Origin of the sequence: Nocardioides sp. NPDC000445, assembly GCF_040300245.1 — a bacterium.
GTDB lineage: Bacteria > Actinomycetota > Actinomycetes > Propionibacteriales > Nocardioidaceae > Nocardioides.
The window spans coordinates 105,335-121,770 of the sequence record NZ_JBEPDH010000005.1; the positions used below are offsets into that span (position 1 = coordinate 105,335).

A 16,436-nucleotide genomic window follows, 5' to 3' on the forward strand; every position below is an offset into this window, starting at 1 on the left:
ACGCTGGGGCTGATGTGAACGAGGACCGTCCGTCGTGGGAGATGACGCTCGCCTACCAGGAGGAGCTGGCCGCCGGCTCCGCCGGTGAGGACGTACGCTCCGCCACCTGGTTGCTCGTCGACGACGGCACGGTCGTGCTGACCGCCGCCGGGCAGTCGCACCTGCTGCGCGTCGGGGATGCGGCTCTGGTCGGAGGCCAGGTCAGGCACCGGCTGGCGACCCATGACGGGGCCGCGGTGACCAGGGCCGATCTGCGGGCGGTCGCGGTGGCGTATCCGCTCGCCAACCCGCTGGTCGTGCGCGACTTCGTGGGTCGCCACGGCGGCGTGGCCGAGCTGGTGCGACGCTGCCCGCTGGCGGGGCCGTGCCGGCCGTCGGCGCTGTTCGCGTCGGGCTACGCGTCGCTGCTCGGCGCCGCCATGACGGCCTCCTGGCTCGAGGACACCGGGCGCGGCACCGATGGTCCCGCGCCCGTGCTCGACCCGACGGTGGCGCAGGTGCTCTCCGCGCTGATCGCGGATCCGGCACGGGCCTGGTCCGTCGAGGCGATGGCGGAGTCCGTGCACCTGTCGAGGTCGGCGCTGGGGGAGCGGTTCCGGCGCAGCCTGGGGCAGAGCCCGAGCGAGGCGCTGCGGGACGTGCGGATGCGCGCGGCCCGCCACCTGCTGGCCGGCGGTGACCGTCCGGTCGAGCAGGTGGCGTACGCCGTGGGCTACGGGTCGGGCGCGGCGTTCAGCCGCGCCTTCACCACCGTCCACGGGACCGGGCCGCAGGCGTGGCGGGACGGCTCAACCACGCGGGACGCGAACCGCCCCGAACCCCACCGCGGCGATCACCGCACCGACCGCGCCGATGAGGAGCACCCGGCCGACGCCGTACTCATCGAGGACCGCGCCTCCTAGCGCCGCCCCGAGGGCGATCGAGACCTGGAACGCGGTGACCTGGAGCGCCAGCGCCGACTCGGTGCGCTCGGGCTCGACGCGGGTGACCCACAGTTGCGTGCCGACCGGCACCAGGTTGAACCCGAAGCCCCACACGATCATGGCCAGCGCCATGACCGGCGTGCTCTCGGCGAGGAACGTCAGCACCAGCCCACCGGCGAGGAGGAGCGGCGCGACGGTCACGACCGCGCGCAGTCGGTGGGCGTACCGGCCGGCCGCAAGGTTGCCGAAGAGCCCGCCGACACCCCACAGCGCCAGCATCCACATGCCTGCGCCCGGCGAGGTCTCCGAGATCGCGATCCGGATGAACGGGTACGCCACGAAGTTCCCGAGCACCACCACGACCACCAGCAGCACACCGGCGACCAGCCGCGGGTTGCGGAGTGCCTGACGCATCATGGTCAGCCCGGCCGACGGGTGGGCCGGCACCGGCGGCAGCGCCCGGGCCAGCGCGGCGGCGGAGACCAGGCTCAGCACCGCCGCGGCCGCGAACCCCCAGCGCCACCCGGGCCCGTCGGCGAGCAGCGAGCCCAACGGCAGTCCGACGATCGTGGCCACCGTGACGCCCAGCGCGATCGAGGTCGAGATGACGTGGTCGCGGCCCGGTGAGGCGTACGTCCCGACGGCGAACGCGAAGGACCAGTAGCCGGCGATCGCCGCACCCAGCACGAGCCTGCCGAGGAGCAGGACGATGAAACCGGGGGAGATCGCGACGGCCAGGTTGGCGACTGCCGCGGCGACGAGCAGGCCGACCATCAACGTACGCCGGTCCATCCGGGGGAGGAGCATGGCGATCGTCGGTGCGGTCGCGGCCCCGGCGATCGCGGTCGCCGCCACCGCGAGCCCAGCCGTCCCCTCGCTGATCCCGAGGTCGCGCGCCATCGTGGGCAGTACGCCCGCGGGCAGGAACTCGCTCGAGACCAGGATCGCGATCCCGGCGGCGAGGGCGACCACCGGTGCCGCTCGGCCCTGGGAGGTGGTCGTGGACGGGGTCGTTTCAGGCGAAGTCGTTGTCACCCTTCGATCGTCGCCGCGATCCGAGCGCCCGCGTTGATCGTCCGTCGCCCGTGCTTGACCGGACGACCGCCATCGCTGGTTTCATCGAGGAAGACCGAAACGGTTACGCCGCCGAAATAACCGCTCCTTACGCTCGAAAATGTTCGTCTCATCAACATTTTGGAACGGAGAGGGGAAGCCGATGGCCGTGGCACGAAGTGCGGGACAGGTCGGGCCGGTGGACGGTCCGGCGTCCCTGGCCGGCGTGGAGCTGACCGCTCTGCGCAACGTACGCCTCCTCGACGGCACCCTTGCCGACCTCGATCTCGCGGCCGGTGAGATCACCGTCGTCCGGCCGGTCGAGGGCGGTCCCGGGACGGATGCCACCGGCTGGCGGCTGATCCCTGCCGCCGGCGAGCCGCACGCGCACCTCGACAAGGCGCTGAGCGCCGAGCAGATCGAGCCGGGCCCGCAGGCCGGGAACGACCTGGTGACCGCCATCGAGCAGTGGCGCTCGCTCGTTCCCACGCTCACCTCCGACGACTTCGCCGACCGCGCCCGGCGCGCGGTCCGCCGCTATGTCGCGAACGGCATCACCACGATCCGTACGCACGCCGATGCCCTCCTCGCGGGTGACCCGCTGCGCGGGGTCGACGCGCTGCTCGGCCTGCGCGAGGAGCTCAGCGGAACGGTCACGCTCCAGGTCTGCCTGCTCGCCGGCCAGGATGTCCCGGATGCGGTGATCGAGGACGCGATCGGGCGCGGGATCGACGTCCTCGGCGGGTGTCCGCACCTGGCCGACGAGCCCGCCAAGGAGACCAGCCGCATCCTCGACCACGCCGAGCGCTCCGGTCTCGCCGTCGACCTGCACACCGACGAGCAGACCACCACCGGCCACCTCGACCTGGCCGATCTCGCCGAGCAGGTCATCGCCCGCGGACTGTCGCAGCGGGTGACCGCCTCGCACTGCGTACGTCTCGGCATGCTCGACCACGACCGCCGAGCTCCCGTCGTGGACCTGGTCGCGAAGGCGGGGATCGGCATCGTGACGCTCCCGATCACCAACCTCTACCTGCAGGGTCGCGCCGCGGACGGTGCGGTGCCGCGCGGTCTCACCGCGGTCCGGGCGCTGCTCGAGGCTGGGGTGCCGGTCGCCGCTGGTGCCGACAATCTGCGCGACCCCTTCAACCCGGTCGGCCGGGCCGACCCGTTCGAGACCACCTCTCTCCTGGTCGCCGCCGGTCATCTCCGGCCGGCCGAGGCCCTCGCCGCGGTCACGACGAGCACCCGCACTGTGCTCGGGCTGCCGGACGCGGGCACGGGACCCGGCAGCCGGGCCGATTTCATGCTCGTCCCCGACGTACCTCTCGACGAGGTCGTCGCCGGGGCGCAGACCGCCCGCGTCGTCGTCCATGGCGGCCGCGTGCTCGCCGACACCCGCGTCAGCACCGTCCTCGATCTCGAACCCATGCCGAGGTGACATGAACACGACGACCACCACCGCCACGCTCGCCCTCTCGGGGGTGACGAAGCGATTCCCGACCGGTACCACCGCGCTGACCGGGGTCGACCTCAGCGTCGACGCCGGGGAGTTCGTCTCCGTCGTCGGCCCGTCCGGCTGCGGCAAGTCCACCCTGCTCCGGCTCGCATCGGGACTGGAGGACGCCACCGTCGGCCGGGTCGACGTCGACGCCGACACGACCAGCTACGTCTTCCAGGACCCCACTCTGCTCGAGTGGCGCAGCGCCCGGAAGAACGTCGAACTGATCGGCGAGCTGAGCGGGCTCCCCAAGGAACAGCGCCGCCGAGCGGCGCAGGAGGCCCTCGACCTGGTCGGCCTCACCGGCTTCGAGAAGCAGCATCCGCGCCAGCTCTCCGGAGGCATGCGGATGCGGGTCTCGATCGCCCGCGCCCTGGTCGCCGAGCCCGACCTCGCTCTCTTCGACGAGCCGTTCGGCGCGCTCGACGAGATCACCCGGCTGGCGATGCAGACCGAGCTGCAGCGACTCTTCAAGCTGCTGGGCTTCGCCGGCCTCTTCATCACCCATTCGGTGGCCGAGGCCGTCTACCTCTCGACCCGCGTCGTCGTGATGAGCGGCCGGCCGGGCCGGATCGTCGCGGAGATCCCGGTGCCCTGGGAGTTCCCACGCCCACCCGAGCTGCGTTTCGAGTCCGACTTCGCCCACCTGGTCGGCCAGGTCTCCGAGGCACTGGAGGAGCACGCATGAGCACCGAACTGAGCACCGAGCTGATCCTCGAGCCGGACGTCGAGCCCGTGACCGAGACCGCGCCCGCCGAGCCGCCCACCAGACGTACCTCCCCGGTGCTCCGTAGGATCATTGCCAAGGTCCTGCCGATGATCGCGGCGCTCGCCGGCCTGGCGGCCGCGTGGTACGCCGTGACGTACCTCGTCCTCGATGAGGACAAGCGGTTCCTGCTGCCGCCGCCGCACCAGGTCTTCGGCGAGACGCTGGGCCGGCCGGAGATCATGCAGCCGATGCTCGCCGCGCTGTGGCAGTCGGTCATGGTCGCGCTGGCCGGTCTGGCGATCGCGGTGGTCATCGGGATGGCCTGGGCGATGGTGATGGCGCAGACCCGGCTGCTGGAGAAGGTGCTCTACCCCTATGCCGTCATCCTGCAGACGGTCCCGATCCTGGCGCTGACCCCGCTGATCGGGATCTGGATGGGCTACGGCATCGCGGCCCGGATCGTGGTCTGCGTGATCATCGCGGTCTTCCCGATGATCGCCAACACCCTCTTCGGCCTGCAGTCGGCGACGGCGCCGGCGCACGACCTCTTCACCCTCAACCGGGCGACGCGGCTGCAGCGGCTGCTCAAGCTGCAGCTGCCCGCCGCGATGCCGGCGATCTTCACCGGCCTGCGCAACGCCGCCGGGCTCTCGGTCATCGGCGTGATCGTCGGCGACTTCTACTTCCAGCAGGGCAGCCCCGGCATCGGCGGCCTGCTCCGCGTCTACACGCTCCGGCTCAGCATGGAGCCGCTCTTCCTGGCGATCATCCTCACCGCCCTCTTCGGTGTCGTCGTCTTCTCTGCCTTCGCCGCTCTCGACCGTGCCGTCATCGGCAAGTGGTACGGCGAGCGCTGATCTCACTCCATCCCCCAAGCTCTACCCATAAGAAAAGGGTCACAGCATGAACCGACACATACCCCTGCGCGCAGCCACCCTCGTGGCGCTCTCCACGATCGCCCCGTTCGCACTGACCGGCTGCGGGAGCGACGCCGGCTCCGCCAACACCGCCACCGCAGGCGAGGTGACGAAGGCCGAGAAGGGCAGCGCGAAGGATCTCTCCGACGTCTGTCCCGCGACCGTGGTGATGCAGCAGGACTGGCAGCCCGAGGCCGAGCACGGCGGCATGTACAGCCTGATCGGCGAGGGCTACACCGTCGACACCGACAAGAAGACCGTCACCGGGCCGCTCGTCTCCGAAGGCGTCGACACGGGCGTGAAGATCGAGGTCCGCTCGGGTGGACCGGCGACCGGCTTCCAGCCCGTCCCCGCGACGATGTATCTCGACAAGGACATCCTCATCGGAGCGGTCAACACCGACGCCGCGATCGCGGCTGCGGAGAAGCAGCCGACCGTCGCGCTGGCCTCACAGCTCACCGTCTCGCCGCAGATCCTGATGTGGGACCCGAAGAACCAGGACGACGCGAAGACCATCGCCGAGGCCGCCGGCGACGGCGACCCGGTCGTCACCGCCGGCGACGTCATCCCGGCGCTGCTCGAGTCGCAGGGGATGATCGAGAAGAAGCAGTCCGACCTCTCCTACGAGGGCACCCCGCAGCGCTTCGTCACCGAGCCCACGATCCTCCAGCAGGGCTTCGCCACCGCCGAGCCCTACATCTACGAGAACGAGATCAGCAGCTGGTCCAAGCCGATCGGCTACCAGCTGCTCGCCGAGGTCGGCTACACCATCTACCCCGAGCCGATCGCGGTGCGCGCCGAGGACGTCGAGAAGGAGGCCGACTGCCTCGAGAAGCTCGTCCCGGTGATGCAGCAGGCCGAGATCGACTACCTGGCCGACCCGGACTGGGCCAACGGGATCATCGTCGACATCGTCGAGCGCTACCAGACCGGCTGGACCTACAGCGAGGGCGTCGCCGCGTACGCCGCCAAGACGATGACCGACCTCGACCTGGTCCACGACGACCCGAAGTCCGGAGTCTTCGGCCAGATCGACGGCGAGCGGATGAAGGGGATCGTCGAGACGTTCGCGCCGATCATGAAGCAGGCCGGCACGATCACGTCCGACGACATCGACCCGGAGTCGCTCTACGACAACCGGTTCATCGACGACTCGATCTCGATGAAGTGATGTCGATGACCATCTCGCAGCGTACGTCCCAGGTGACCGGCCTGGTCGCCGACCGCCTCGGCGCGGACCGGGTCGAGACTGACCCGGCCGCGCTGGTCAAGCTCTCCTCGGACTGGTCCCGGATGTCGCCGGTGCTTCAGGAGAAGGTGCCGAGCGGCAGGTACGTCGCCGACGCCATCGTCCGGCCGCGCACCGAGCAGGAGGTCGCCGACGTGCTGGCCGTGGCCTACGAGCACGACGTGCCGGTCGTCCCGCGTGGCGCCGGGACCGGCAACTACGGCCAGGCGACACCGTTCACCGGCGGGATCATCCTCGACCTGCGCGGTCTGGACTCGATCGAGGTGCTGGCCGACGGCAACCTACGCACCGGGGCCGGTGCCCGGATGACCCGCATCGACAAGGTCGCCCGGGCGGCGGGCCGCGACCTGTGGATCTTCCCCTCCACCAAGGGCTCCACGATCGGCGGCTTCATCGGCGGCGGCAGCGCCGGCACCGGGACCATCGAGCACGGCACCACCTCCGACGGCTTCGTCACCGAGCTGACGGTGGCCCCGATGGACGGCAGCGGACGCCTGCTCACGGTGACCGGCGAGGAGACGCTGCCCTACATCCACGCCTACGGCGTGACCGGCGTGGTGACCTCGGTGGTCGTCCGCACCGACCCGGCCCGGGACTGGGTGGCGGTCTATGCCGCCTTCGACAGCTGGGACGCGATGGTGTCCGTGCACCGCCGCCTGCTCGACCTGCCGGTGCTGCCGAGGCTGGCCTCGGGCGACGAGCCGGCGCTGGTCCCGACCCTGACCACCAACGTCGAGCTCGACCCGTCCCAGCACAGCCTGCGGGTGATCGCGGAGGCGTCCACGGTCGCCGAGATCGAGTCGCTCGTGATGGCGGCCGGAGGCAGCGTACGGGCTCGTCTGGAGGACTACGCCGCGACCGATCTGCTCTCCGGGATGTCCTACAACCACCCGGTCTACTTCCTCCAGCGCGCGCACCGTGACCGGAGCTGGTTCCACATGGAGACCGGCGGCGAGCTCTACTGGAACGACGCCGACCGGGTGCGGACGGTCTACGACGGCCCCGTCTGGCTGCACCTGGAGCTGATGGGGAACGCCCCGCTGGCGATGGTGGTCGCCGAGTACGTCTCCGAGGAGCAGGTCCTCGCCGGCATCCCGCGCTTCGACGAGATCGGGGTCGGCGTGCACTCGCCACACCAGTGGTACGTCGACCGCAACGTCGAGCTCGTCACCGCGGTCGCGCGCGAGCGCGACCCCAAGGGGCTGCTCAACCAGGGCAAGCTCACCGACCACGCGCTGGTCGACACCCGTATCAACATCGGAGTCCGCTGATGCCCCGTTTCGCCGACCTCACCGCCCCCGAGATCGCCGCTCTGCCCGAGGACACCGTCGCGGTGCTCGGTCTCGGCGCGATCGAGCAGCACGGTCCCCACCTGCCGGTCTCGACGGACTACGTCATCGCTGCCGAGGCGGCCTCGGCGGCGGTGGCGGCCGTGGCCGAGGCGGGCAGCGCCTCCGTCGTGCTGCTCGAGCCGCTGGCCTACACGAAGTCCGACGAGCACTCCTGGTCGCCCGGCACCATCTGGCTCTCCTGGGACACCCTGATGCGAGTCCTGGTCGACATCGGCCGCTCGCTCAGCACCTCCGGGATCACCCGGCTGCTCTTCGTCAACGGCCACGGCGGCAACTCCGCGCTCGGGCAGGTCGCCGGCCGTGAGCTGCGCAAGCAGTTCGGGCTGGCTACCTTCTTCGCGCACCTCTCGGTGCCACCCGACCAGGGAGGACGCTCCTCGCGGGAGGACGAGCTCGGCCTCGGCATCCACGGCGGCCACGGCGAGACCTCGATGATGCTCCACCTGCGGCCCGAGCTGGTGCACCAGGAGCGCGGGGAGCGGAAGGTGCCCGAGCACCTCGCGGGCTATACGCACATCGGCTTCGGCAAGCCGGTCTCCTTCGGCTGGCTCTCCGACGACTTCGGCACCGACGGCTACCTCGGCGACCCGACCACCGCCACCGCCGAGGACGGCAAGCTCCGCTTCGAGGCCGGGGTCGCCACGTTGGCCGAGGTCATCGTGGAGGCCTCCCGCTTCACGCCGTCGGCATGACGCTGCGGATCACCGGTGCAGCCACGGGCGACCTCTCGATCGAGGGTCCCGACGACACGCTCGACGCCTCGGGCTGCCTGGTCACGCCGGGCCTGGTCAACGCCCACCATCATCTGCTGCAGACCGCGTTCCGCACCCTGCCCGGGACGCGCGGCGTCCCGATGGCGACCTGGCTGCCCACGATGGCGGCGGCCTACGACCGCGTCGGGGTCGACGCCGAGCTCACCTACACCGCCGCGCGGGCCGGGCTCGCCGAGTCGCTGCTCTGCGGGGTGACGACGGTGGCCGACCACCACCTGACCTGGCCGGCCGCCCTGACACCCGAGGAGACGGTGCCGCTGGCACAGGGGACCGCACGGGCGGCGGCCGAGCTGGGCGCCCGCCTGGTCCTCGTCCGCGGTGCCGCCCGGGACGACCCCGAGTCCGCGGCGCACAGCGCCGACCTGATCGCGGAGGCGCTGGTGGGGGACGCACCCGGCGGGGTGAGCGCCGACGGCATGCTGCAGGTCGCGGTCGGGCCGGCCGGGGTGCACTCCGATCCGGAGCAGACCTTCCGGCTGATGGGGGAGGTGGCTGCCCGGCGCGGGCTGCGGCGGCGTACCCAGGCCAACGAGCAGGTCGACGTCGCGATCGCGGCGGAGCGCTACGGCCGCCGCCCGATCGACCTGCTGGAGGAGTGGGGCTGGCTCGCGCCCGACGTGACCCTGGCCCATCTGTGCGACGTGACGCCGGACGAGATCCGGAGGCTGAGCGCGGCCGGGGTGAGCGCCACCCATGCGCCCGGCTGCGACCTCCCGATGGGGTGGGGGATCGCGCCGGTCGCCGCGCTCCGCGAGGCCGGGGTCGAGGTCGGGCTCGGCACCAGCGGTGGCGGCAGCAACGACGCCGGCCACCTGCTCGCCGATGCCCGTCTCGCCATGCAGGTGGCGCCGCTGGTGGGTCCTCCGCTGGCGGCCGCCGACGTGCTCGCGATGGCGACCACCGGCTCAGCGGCCGGCCTCGGCCGTCCGAGGCTGGGGGAGCACCAGGACCTGTGCGTCTGGGACGTCTCCGGGGTCGCCGACGCCGGCGTCCACGACCCGGTCGCCGGCCTGCTGTGGGCCTCGCCCGGGCGGCGTCCGCGGCACGTGGTCGTGACCGGCCGGGTCGTCGTCCGCGACGGGGTGCTCACCACCGCCGACGAGCGCGAGATCGTCGCGGATCTGGGGCGGCTCAGCGCCTGAGCTGCTCCTTGACCACCAGCAGCCTGAAGAGCCCGCCGTCGGCGCTGGCCCAGCGGTGCCGTACGCCGCCGGGGATGTAGACCGAGTCGGCGGTCTCCATGACCTGCTCCTCGCCGTCCAGGTCGATCCGGAGCGTCCCGCCGACCACGTAGACGAACTCGTCCTCCTCGTGCTGCCAGTAGCGGTCCCAGGCCGACCTGTCGCCGGTGAACTCCATCGGGATGAAGGCGTGGTCGGCCCCGGCGACCAGTGCCTGCACGGCGCCGTTGGACGCCTCCGCGGTGCCGGGGTCGGAGCGGCGTACGACCGTCACGGGGCCGGCGGAGGCGCTCTCGACGCTGTCTGCGAGCAGCGCCTGCTGGGTCGTGCCCAGCGTCTCGGCGATCCGGAACAGCGAGGACATCGAGGGCCGCGCCATCCCACGCTCGATCTGGCTCAGGAACGGGTGCGACAGGTCGGTCGCCTCGGCGAGCTGGACCAGCGTCATCCCCCGCCCCTTGCGCAGCTCCCGCACGCGGGCGCCCAGCCGCAGCACCGAGCGATCCAGGGACTGTCGCGGATTCCGAGTCACCTGCCCAACCTAGCCGTGGACGGCGCTCCGTGTTCACCGCGTCACGAGGAACTCACGGTTCCGTCGCGTGTCAGAAACAACACATCCGTTCCTGCTCTGCGAAACGGAGTTTCGAAATGGTGTCGACAGCGGTAGTAGGTTGATGGGCATGACCGTTCCTCCTGTGGTCAGACAGGAACAGCTCATCGACGAGATCGCCCTCCACCTCGCTGACGAGGTAGAGGGCGACTGGTCCACGTTGGTCTTCAACCACCGCAACCTGTCCATGTTCTTCACCGGCCGCATCGACGTCCATCGCCCGGACGGCAGCTTCGCGCACGCCCGGCCACCCGACACGATCCTCGCCCTGACCGATGAGCTCCGGCGGGTGATGTACGAGCCCGGCAAGGGGGCCTGGTTCTCCGCGCGCTGGACCATCGCGTGCGAGGGCGGCGAGACGCCCACGACGAGCGTCGCGTTCAACTACGACGACGAACCCGTCTGGCGCTGGCCTGCGCACCCAGGGCTGTACGCCCTCGACCTCGAGACCTTCCCACGTGACGAGGATCGCATCCCCACCTGGCTGCGGCAGAAGGTCAACGGCGCCCGCCGCACGCTGTAGGGACGCCGGTCGACCGTCTCGCTTGGGAAGGACCCACAAGGAATCCCGGCGAAGCCTGTCGGAGTTGAGCGGTCACAGGAGTGGCGGCAGATGAAAGGGTCTGCACCGTGCCACAGGTCTCTCGAATTGCCATCGTCAACCGCGGTGAAGCCGCGATGCGTCTGATCCATGCCGTCCGCGACCTCAACGCGCGGGATACATCCGTTGGGACGATCCGCACCATCGCGCTGCACACCGACGTCGACGCCGGGTCGGCGTTCGTACGCGAGGCCGACGAGGCCTACTTGCTCGGCGCCGCCGCGGATCGCCCGTACCTCGATCTCGCCGTCCTCGAGCAGGCGCTCGTCGCCTCCCGGGCCGACGCCGCCTGGGTCGGCTGGGGTTTCGTGGCCGAGGACCCCGCCTTCGCCGAGCTGTGCGACCGGCTGGGCGTCACCTTCATCGGCCCCAGCGCCGAGGCCATGCGGAAGCTGGGCGACAAGATCGGCTCGAAGCTGATCGCCGAGGAGGTCGGCGTCCCGGTCGCTCCCTGGAGCCGCGGGGGCGTGAACACGCTGGAGGAGGCGCTCTCGAGCGCCGAGGAGATCGGCTACCCGCTCATGCTCAAGGCGACCGCCGGTGGTGGCGGACGCGGCATCCGGAAGGTCACCTCCGGTGCCGAGCTCGCCGAGGCGTACCAGCGCACCCGGGACGAGGCGGAGCGGGCCTTCGGCAGCGGCGTCGTCTTCCTCGAGAAGCTGGTCACCGACGCCCGCCACGTCGAGGTCCAGGTCATCGCCGACGGTCAGGGCACCGCCTGGGCGATCGGCGTACGCGACTGCTCCGTGCAGCGGCGCAACCAGAAGGTCATCGAGGAGTCGTCCTCCCCGCTGCTGACCGAGGAGCAGTCCGCTGAGCTCAAGGCGTCCGCCGAGCGGCTCGCCACGGCGGTGGGCTACGCCGGAGCCGGCACCGTCGAGTTCCTCTACCACCCGGGCGAGAAGACGTTCGCCTTCCTCGAGGTCAACACCCGCCTCCAGGTCGAGCACCCCATCACCGAGGCCGTGACCGGCACCGACCTGGTCGCGCTGCAGATCCAGGTCGCCTCCGGCGTACCGCTCACCGGCGACCGGCCGCTCGAGCGCGGCCACGCGGTCGAGGCCCGGCTCAACGCCGAGGACCCGGACCGCGACTTCGCGCCCGCTCCGGGCCGGATCAGCCGCCTCGAGTTCCCCGCCGGCCCCGGCATCCGCGTCGACACCGGCGTGGCCGAGGGCGACACCATCCCGGCCGACTTCGACTCGATGATCGCCAAGGTGATCGCCTGGGGCGCCGACCGCGAGCAGGCGCTGGCACGACTGCGCCGGGCGATGGGGGAGACCACCGTCATCATCGACGGCGGCGCGACCAACAAGAGCTTCATCCTCGACCTCCTCGACCAGCCCGAGGTCACCACCGGCCGGCCTGCCTGGGCCGACACCGGATGGATCGACCGGGTGCGCGGCGAGGGACGGCTCCAAGCGGCCCGGCACGCCGGCGTCGCGCTCGTCGCCGCCGCGATCGAGGGGTACGACGAGGCCGAGCGCGGCGAGATCGCCCGCATGCTCCAGACCGCCCAGGGTGGCCGGCCCCAGATCCAGCACGACCCAGCCCGCACCATCGAGCTCAAGCTGCGCGGGGCGACGTACGCCCTGACCGTGCGGCAGTCCGGACCCGCCCGCTACCAGGTCACCATCACGGCCGGCGGCGAGCGGCGCACCCTCACCGCCACCCTCGACCGGATCGACGAGGTGCACGGCCGGCTCACGGTCGACGGCCACCGCTACCGGCTGGTGACCGCCACCCACGGCCCCGTCCATCTGGTCGAGGTCGACGACGTGATGCACCGGGTCAGCCGCGACGAGGGCGGTATGGTCCGCGCCCCCGCGCCGGCGCTGGTCGTCTCCACCCCGCTCGCCGTCGGCGACGAGGTGGCAGCCGGTCACCCCGTGCTGGTGCTGGAGTCGATGAAGATGGAGACCGCGCTGACCGCGCCGTTCACCGGCCGGGTCAAGGAGCTGCTGGTCCGGGTCGGGAGCCAGGTCGAGACCGCGGCGCCGCTGCTGCGCCTGGAGCCGACCGGCGAGGCCGAGGGCGAGGCGACCACCGCCACCCTGGCCGACCTCGATCTGCCCGAACCCACCACCGAGCCCGGCCGCAGCAACGGCGCCCTGGACGACCTGAGCAGCCTGCTGCTCGGCTACGACGTCGAGGACGATCAGCGTCCGGCGCTGCTCGCCGCGCATCTGGCCTCTCGCTCCACCCGCGAGCCCGCGGAGACTCTGCGCGTCGAGATGGACCTGCTGGCCCTGTTCGCCGACTTCGCCGAGCTCAGCCGCAACCGCCCGGCCGGTGACGAGCCGTCCACCGAGCTGCGCGTGCACAGCTCGCGGGAGTACTTCCACACCTACCTGCGCAGCCTCGACCCCGACCGGGGTGCGCTCCCGGACCACTTCCGCGACAAGCTGCTTCGGGTGCTCGCGCACTACGGCGTCACCGACCTCGAACGTACGCCGGAGCTCGAGCGCGCGGTGTTCCGCATCTTCCTCGCCCAGCAGCATCCCTCCGACGTCGACGTGGCGATCGGGGTGCTGCAGCGCTGGCTCGGCGACCCGCCGCCCGCGATGGAGGACGCCGCCGCGGTCCGCGCGCTGCTCGAGCGGATGGTGCGCGCCACGCAGCTCCGGTTCGCCGTGGTCGGCGACCTGGCCCGCTCCGTACGGTTCGGCTGGTTCGACCAGCCGCTGGTCGATGACGAGCGCCGCGCGGTGCTGGAGGGTGTGCCAGCCGAGGTCGCCGCCCTCACCGACCCGAACGCCCCCGACCGGGCCGCCCGCGTCGACGCGCTGGCGGCCGTCCCCGAGCCGCTGGTCGGCTTCCTCCGCGACCGGCTGATCGAGGGACTCCCCGAGAGCGAGCCGCTGTTGGAGGTGCTGGTCCGGCGCCACTACCGCGACTACCACCTGCACGACCTGACCGTCATCGGCACGGGCAATGGCGACGGACGCCCGCTCGTGCACGCCGAGTACGCCACGGACGACAAGGGCGCGACCCGGGTGGTGTCCACCATCGGCGACGTGACCGAGCTCGCCAGCCCCGACGGCGAGCTCGGTGTCGCCATCACCTCGGCGCTGAGCTCCGACCACGATGACGTCGTCGAGATCTACCTGCGCTGGACGGATGCGCCCACCGATCCGGACCTCGCCTCGGCCGAGCTCGCCAAGATGCTCGCCGGCCACGAGTTCGCCCGCCGCGCCCGTCGCGTCTCGGTCGCGGTGTGCCATGCCGCGCCGCAGCCGATCGACTACTTCACCTACCGACACCACGCAGACGGCGCCCCGCAGACCCCGACCGCCGAGCTAGTCGAGGACAGCCTGGTCCGGGGCATGCACCCGATGGTCGGTCGCAGGCTCAACCTGTGGCGGCTCAGCGAGTTCGACGTCACCAGGCTCGCCGCGCCCGACGATGTGCTGCTCTACGAGTGCGTCGCCCGGGCCAACCCGGCCGACCGCCGGCTCGTCGCGGCCGCCCAGGCCCGCCAGCTCGCCGTGGTCCGCGACGACGAGGGCCGCGTGATCGCGCTGCCGCACGTCGAGCGTGCCGTGGAGAACTGCCTCGAGGCGATCCGCCGCGTACGCACCGCCCGGGGCCGCGAGGGCACCAAGCTCGACGTGAACCACGTGTGGGTGACGGTGTGGCCGGTCGTCGAGGCGGATCTCGACCAGATCACCGCGCTCCAGAGCAAGATCACCCCGCTCAGCGAGGGCGCCGGGATCGAGGAGGTGCTCGCGCAGGGCCGGGTGGCCGGGCGGGACGGCGGCGACCCGACCCCGCTGGCCATCCGCTTCCACGCCAAGCCGGGCTCGGGCGTCGTGGCCGACGTCATCGAACCGCCCACCGAGCCGCTTGCCCCGATGGACGAGTACGCCGCCAAGGTGCTGCGCGCCCGACGCCGCGGCCTCGTCTACCCCTACGAGCTCCAGCGCGCCCTGGCCGGGAGCGGCACGGTCGTCGAGCACGACCTCGACGCCGACGGCGTACTCGTACCCGTCGATCGTGCTCCCGGGCTCAACAGCGCCGGCATCATCGTCGCCGTCGTGACCACCCCGAGCCCTCTCTACCCCGAGGGCATCAGCAGAGTCGTGCTCTGCGGTGACCCGCTCAAGTCCCTCGGGGCGCTCTCGGAGCCCGAGTGTGCCCGGGTGATCGCGGCCATCGACCTCGCCGAGCGGATGAAGGTCCCGGTCGAGTGGTTCGCGGTGTCGGCCGGTGCGCGGATCTCGATGGAGAGCGGCACCGAGAACATGGACTGGGTCGCGGCCGCGCTGCGCCGGATCGTCCAGTTCACCCAGGAGGGCGGCGAGATCAACATCGTCGTCGCCGGGATCAACGTCGGTGCCCAGCCGTACTGGAACGCCGAAGCGACGATGCTGATGCACACCAAGGGCATCCTGGTGATGACCCCGGACAGCGCGATGGTGCTGACCGGCAAGCAGTCGCTCGACTTCTCCGGCGGTGTCTCCGCCGAGGACAACCACGGGATCGGCGGCTACGACCGGGTGATGGGCCCGAACGGGCAGGCGCAGTACTGGGTGCCCGACCTGGCCGGTGCCTTCCGGGTGCTCATGGCGCACTACGAGCACAGCTACGTGGTTCCCGGCGAGACCGGGCCGCGTCGCGCGCCGACCTCCGACCCGGTCGACCGCGACGTGTCGTCGTTCCCCCACGCGGGTGACTTCGCATGCGTCGGCGAGATCTTCTCGGCCGAGCACAACCCCGACCGCAAGCGACCCTTCGACATCCGCACGGTGATGCGGGCCTTGGCCGACGCCGACCACGAGATGCTCGAGCGGTGGGCCGGCATGGCCGATGCCGACACCGCCGTGGTCGTAGACACCCGGATCGGCGGCTACCCCGTCAGCCTGGTCGGCATCGAGTCCAAGCCGGTGCCGCGCGCCGGCTTCCCTCCCACCGACGGTCCGGACACCTACACCGCGGGCACCCTGTTCCCGCGGTCGTCGAAGAAGGTCGCGCGCGCGATCAACGCGGCGTCGGGCAACCGGCCGCTGGTGGTGCTCGCCAACCTGTCCGGCTTCGACGGCTCCCCGGAGTCGATGCGCAACCTGCAGCTCGAGTACGGCGCCGAGATCGGCCGCGCGGTCGTCAACTTCCAGGGCCCGATCGTCTTCTGCGTCATCTCCCGCTACCACGGGGGTGCGTTCGTGGTGTTCTCCAAGCACCTGAACCCGTCGATGACCGTCCTCGCCATCGAGGGTTCGTACGCCTCGGTCCTCGGCGGTGCTCCTGCGGCGGCCGTCGTGTTCGCTGCGGAGGTCTCCAAGCGGGCGGCGGCCGATCCTCGGGTCGCCGCGCTCGAGGAGCGCATCGCCCACGCCGAGGACGGAGAGCGCGGCGAGCTCGTCGTCGAGCTGGCCGAGCTCCGCGCCCAGCTGCGGGCGGACAAGATCGCCGAGGTCGCGGCCGAGTTCGACGACGTGCACGACATTCACCGCGCCGTCGAGGTCGGCTCGGTCGACGAGGTCATCGCGGCCAGCGACCTGCGGCCCAAGGTGATCGACGTCATCGAGCGGGCGTGGGGCAACGGGTGACCGACCGAGGTCACCACA

General features: G+C 71.5%; 12 protein-coding genes. 10 read left to right on the forward strand and 2 right to left on the reverse strand.

The window, feature by feature from the left end:
• Positions 1 to 14: 14 nt before the first annotated feature.
• Positions 15 to 902, forward strand: coding sequence for a helix-turn-helix domain-containing protein (locus ABT304_RS08475; protein ID WP_350714396.1), 888 nt, complete (start codon positions 15 to 17; stop codon positions 900 to 902).
• Here the strand turns inward: ABT304_RS08475 and ABT304_RS08480 are convergent.
• The gene (locus ABT304_RS08480) at positions 789 to 1,958 is read right to left on the reverse strand and encodes an MFS transporter (RefSeq protein ID WP_350714397.1); all 1,170 of its coding nucleotides are present in this window, start codon (positions 1,956 to 1,958) and stop codon (positions 789 to 791) included. The genes ABT304_RS08475 and ABT304_RS08480 overlap by 114 nt on opposite strands.
• Before the next feature lie 181 nt (positions 1,959 to 2,139).
• Between ABT304_RS08480 and ABT304_RS08485 the strand changes: the two genes are divergently transcribed.
• The 7 genes from ABT304_RS08485 to ABT304_RS08515 are packed head-to-tail and all read left to right on the forward strand — an operon-like array spanning position 2,140 to position 9,619.
• On the forward strand, positions 2,140 to 3,417 hold the full coding sequence (locus tag ABT304_RS08485) for an amidohydrolase family protein (RefSeq protein WP_350714398.1): 1,278 nt from the start codon (positions 2,140 to 2,142) through the stop codon (positions 3,415 to 3,417).
• 1 nt (position 3,418) lies between these two features.
• Positions 3,419 to 4,165 carry an ABC transporter ATP-binding protein gene (locus ABT304_RS08490; protein ID WP_350714400.1) on the forward strand — a complete coding sequence of 249 codons (747 nt, stop codon included), beginning with the start codon at positions 3,419 to 3,421 and terminating at the stop codon, positions 4,163 to 4,165.
• Positions 4,162 to 5,043 (forward strand): ABC transporter permease, encoded by an 882-nt coding sequence (locus ABT304_RS08495; protein ID WP_350714402.1) that lies wholly within the window; start codon positions 4,162 to 4,164, stop codon positions 5,041 to 5,043. Before ABT304_RS08490 ends, ABT304_RS08495 begins: the two co-directional genes overlap by 4 nt.
• A gap of 46 nt (positions 5,044 to 5,089) precedes the next feature.
• The gene (locus ABT304_RS08500) at positions 5,090 to 6,274 is read left to right on the forward strand and encodes a substrate-binding domain-containing protein (protein WP_350714404.1); all 1,185 of its coding nucleotides are present in this window, start codon (positions 5,090 to 5,092) and stop codon (positions 6,272 to 6,274) included.
• A 5-nt stretch (positions 6,275 to 6,279) separates the two neighbouring features.
• Positions 6,280 to 7,623, forward strand: coding sequence for an FAD-binding oxidoreductase (locus ABT304_RS08505; RefSeq protein WP_350714405.1), 1,344 nt, complete (start codon positions 6,280 to 6,282; stop codon positions 7,621 to 7,623).
• Positions 7,623 to 8,396 (forward strand): creatininase family protein, encoded by a 774-nt coding sequence (locus ABT304_RS08510; RefSeq protein WP_350714407.1) that lies wholly within the window; start codon positions 7,623 to 7,625, stop codon positions 8,394 to 8,396. The genes ABT304_RS08505 and ABT304_RS08510 overlap by 1 nt, the downstream gene beginning before the upstream one ends.
• Positions 8,393 to 9,619: an amidohydrolase family protein gene (locus tag ABT304_RS08515; protein WP_350714409.1), complete on the forward strand. Its 1,227-nt coding sequence runs from the start codon at positions 8,393 to 8,395 to the stop codon at positions 9,617 to 9,619. Before ABT304_RS08510 ends, ABT304_RS08515 begins: the two co-directional genes overlap by 4 nt.
• Here the strand turns inward: ABT304_RS08515 and ABT304_RS08520 are convergent.
• Positions 9,609 to 10,190, reverse strand: coding sequence for a helix-turn-helix domain-containing protein (locus tag ABT304_RS08520; protein ID WP_350714411.1), 582 nt, complete (start codon positions 10,188 to 10,190; stop codon positions 9,609 to 9,611). The genes ABT304_RS08515 and ABT304_RS08520 overlap by 11 nt on opposite strands.
• Before the next feature lie 148 nt (positions 10,191 to 10,338).
• Here ABT304_RS08520 and ABT304_RS08525 point away from each other — a divergent pair, with 148 nt between their 5' ends.
• Positions 10,339 to 10,791: an agglutinin cell wall attachment protein gene (locus ABT304_RS08525; protein WP_350714413.1), complete on the forward strand. Its 453-nt coding sequence runs from the start codon at positions 10,339 to 10,341 to the stop codon at positions 10,789 to 10,791.
• Between the two features lie 107 nt (positions 10,792 to 10,898).
• A complete protein-coding gene (locus ABT304_RS08530) occupies positions 10,899 to 16,418 on the forward strand; it encodes an ATP-binding protein (protein ID WP_350714414.1) in 5,520 nt (1,839 codons plus the stop codon).
• Positions 16,419 to 16,436: the final 18 nt, after the last annotated feature.

Bases quoted from the DNA above. Each gene is read 5' to 3' on its own strand.
- ABT304_RS08485 (WP_350714398.1), top strand. From the start codon at position 2,140: ATGGCCGTGGCACGAAGTGCGGGACAGGTCGGGCCGGTGGACGGTCCG.
- ABT304_RS08490 (WP_350714400.1), top strand. From the start codon at position 3,419: ATGAACACGACGACCACCACCGCCACGCTCGCCCTCTCGGGGGTGACG.
- ABT304_RS08495 (WP_350714402.1), top strand. From the start codon at position 4,162: ATGAGCACCGAACTGAGCACCGAGCTGATCCTCGAGCCGGACGTCGAG.
- ABT304_RS08500 (WP_350714404.1), top strand. From the start codon at position 5,090: ATGAACCGACACATACCCCTGCGCGCAGCCACCCTCGTGGCGCTCTCC.
- ABT304_RS08505 (WP_350714405.1), top strand. From the start codon at position 6,280: ATGACCATCTCGCAGCGTACGTCCCAGGTGACCGGCCTGGTCGCCGAC.
- ABT304_RS08510 (WP_350714407.1), top strand. From the start codon at position 7,623: ATGCCCCGTTTCGCCGACCTCACCGCCCCCGAGATCGCCGCTCTGCCC.
- ABT304_RS08515 (WP_350714409.1), top strand. From the start codon at position 8,393: ATGACGCTGCGGATCACCGGTGCAGCCACGGGCGACCTCTCGATCGAG.
- ABT304_RS08525 (WP_350714413.1), top strand. From the start codon at position 10,339: ATGACCGTTCCTCCTGTGGTCAGACAGGAACAGCTCATCGACGAGATC.